Source organism: Leuconostoc sp. (assembly GCF_965300815.1).
This window is the reverse complement of record NZ_CBDKZH010000154.1, coordinates 1-2,467: the sequence shown is the minus strand read 5'-3', so window position 1 is coordinate 2,467 and position 2,467 is coordinate 1. Positions and strand designations below refer to the sequence as shown.

Genomic DNA, 2,467 nt, shown 5'->3' with positions numbered 1-2,467 from the left:
GATGTATATAATATAACTATTAGAAATTAAATGGAGTTTAAAGCAGATGAGACAATATCAGGCCTATTTTATTGATTTAGATGGGACCATTTATCAAGGTACAAGACAATATCCGTCAGGCAAACGTTTCATTGACCGGTTACGTGCGCAACAGATTCCTTACCTCTTCGTCACAAATAACTCAACTAAAACGCCTGAAGCGGTTGCCGACAACTTAAGTCAAAATCATGGGATTGTGACAACACCAGATCAAGTCTATACTAGTGCAATGGCAACGGCGGATTATCTCAAGACCCACGTACCTGATCAAGCTAAAATTTTGGTCATCGGCGAAGCTGGTTTGCAAACAGCCATCCAGTCCGCCGGTTACACACTTGTGGCTGATCATCAGGCGGATGTTGTCGTCATGGGCTTAGATCGCCAATTCACTTATGACAAATTGGTTCAAGCCACTTTGGCCATTCAAGCTGGTGCACTATTTATTGCCACTAATTGTGATACCAATTTACCAACTGAAGCCGGTATGCTACCTGGTGCTGGCACATTGGTGAGCGCGCTACAAACAGCAACCCAAACCGCGCCCATTATTATTGCCAAGCCCGAAGCACCCATTATGACTGGCGCTTGCCAACGGCTGGGTGTTGCACCGCAAGACGTCCTGATGGTCGGCGATAATTATCAAACAGATATTCTTGCGGGGATTAATAATGGGATTGATACGTTGCTAGTCTATTCAGGTGTTTCAACCCCTGAACAAATCGCGCAAGTCACACAAAAACCAACCTATGAAGTCGCCTCACTTGATGATTGGCACCTATAAAAAAAGCACTGTTTCACGTGAAACAGTGCTTTTTTACGTTAATTCACTAAACCGTCTGCTGCTATTTGCCGTTTCGCAGGTCGGTAAAAGAGGTAATACAGAATGGCCGAAATAAGCGGTATCATTGCCGCAATGAAATACAAGTCTCTAAATGGCACATACGCATGTAAGGCACCAAAGGCATAAGGCCCGACACCCAAGCCTAAATCTAAACCGATAAAATACGTCGATAAAGCGATCCCAATCCGACGTGCTGACACTAATTTCAAGGTGACCGCCTGACCATTTGACATAAATGTGCCATACCCTAGCCCAATAAATGCCCCAGACAGTAGTAAGGTCACGCCATTATGCGTTAAGCCTAAAATAATTAGGCCAATGGTTAAGAAAATATAACTCGGATACATGACCATATTTTCACCAAACCGATCAAAAATTCGCCCAGACATTGGCCGTGTGATCGTGACAATGCCGGCATAGACAACAAAGAAGAAGGAACTAACGGCGACTAGATTCAAACTCTCTGCATACGAGGCCAAAAAGGCTAAAACACTGGAATATGATAACCCCATTAAAAATCCAATTACGGCAATTAAGCCAACTTTATACTCAACAAAACTTGAGATTTGCCATGATTTTAATGCTTGACGATGCGCATCAGTAAGCGTCACATTCGTAATTTTAATCATAAATAACGCAACCATTGCGGCAGCAATTAAGGCAACTGACAACAGCACAATAAAGTGAAAACTCGTCGCATTCAACAACATTAAGCCAACAAATGGGCCAATAGCTGCTGCCAAACTTGTGCTCAAGCCGTAGTAATTAATCCCCTCACCACGTCGATTATCAGGAATAAAATCCGTGACAATGGCATTCAGGGCGGTTGAAGTCATCCCGTAAGCAAAACCATTCAACAAACGCACCGTATCCAGCACCAAGATATTTGGTACAAATAAGTAGGCAATTGTTGTCACGAGATAAAAGACGGCCCCCCAGCGCGCAATTTGGCGACGACCGACTAACTCTAACTCTTTGCCGACAATGAGTCGCGCCACCAACGTTCCAATAATATATATCCCCGATGCCACGCCCGCCTGGCCAAACGATGCATGTAGTTCTTCATGTGCAATCACCGCAATAATGACCATCATTAAGTAATATACAAGATAGACAATAAAATTAATGCTCGTAACTGCTATAAACCCTTTATTAAATAACTTCTCTTCCATTTCCCGTTCCTTTGTTTATCATTGCGACAGTTCAAACCCAGCAAGACAGCTAGGTTGGTGACGGTGATAAACGTAGAACGGTCTTAGCGCCGTCCATGTTACAAAACTCCATTCAATTTGACACCGTGCGCTTGCATGAAAACATTGTAAACGAAAACAGTTACATTAAGAATACCACTTTTTCACAAAGTACGCAAAAAAATTTTAATCATCTCATAAAATACAAGCATATCTTACGTTAGACGACTAATAATTTTTTAATACGTCCATAAACTTAGTGAAATTTAAGGACAAATTCAACTGAATGAAACTTTCAGAAATATATGATGTTTTATATAAGTCATTTTCCGAAAGAAAAATGATGCAGCTTAGAGATAACTCTCTTATTGATGTGCAAGAAAGTACTAGAAACTGT

2 protein-coding genes are annotated in these 2,467 nt (G+C 41.6%); one reads left to right on the top strand and one right to left on the bottom strand.

The features are described 5' to 3' along the window. The first annotated feature begins 46 nt into the window (after nucleotides 1-46). Nucleotides 47-820 carry a TIGR01457 family HAD-type hydrolase gene (locus tag ACW12G_RS07535; RefSeq protein ID WP_147000901.1) on the top strand — a complete coding sequence of 258 codons (774 nt, stop codon included), beginning with the start codon at nucleotides 47-49 and terminating at the stop codon, nucleotides 818-820. A 38-nt stretch (nucleotides 821-858) separates the two neighbouring features. Here the strand turns inward: ACW12G_RS07535 and ACW12G_RS07530 are convergent, their stop codons facing one another. After that, a complete protein-coding gene (locus ACW12G_RS07530; RefSeq protein ID WP_048700259.1) occupies nucleotides 859-2,052 on the bottom strand; it encodes an MFS transporter in 1,194 nt (397 codons plus the stop codon). Between the last annotated feature and the right edge of the window lie 415 nt (nucleotides 2,053-2,467).

Coding starts and splice junctions, on each gene's coding strand:
- ACW12G_RS07535 (WP_147000901.1), top strand. CDS start 47: ATGAGACAATATCAGGCCTATTTTATTGATTTAGATGGGACCATTTAT.
- ACW12G_RS07530 (WP_048700259.1), bottom strand. CDS start 2,052: ATGGAAGAGAAGTTATTTAATAAAGGGTTTATAGCAGTTACGAGCATT.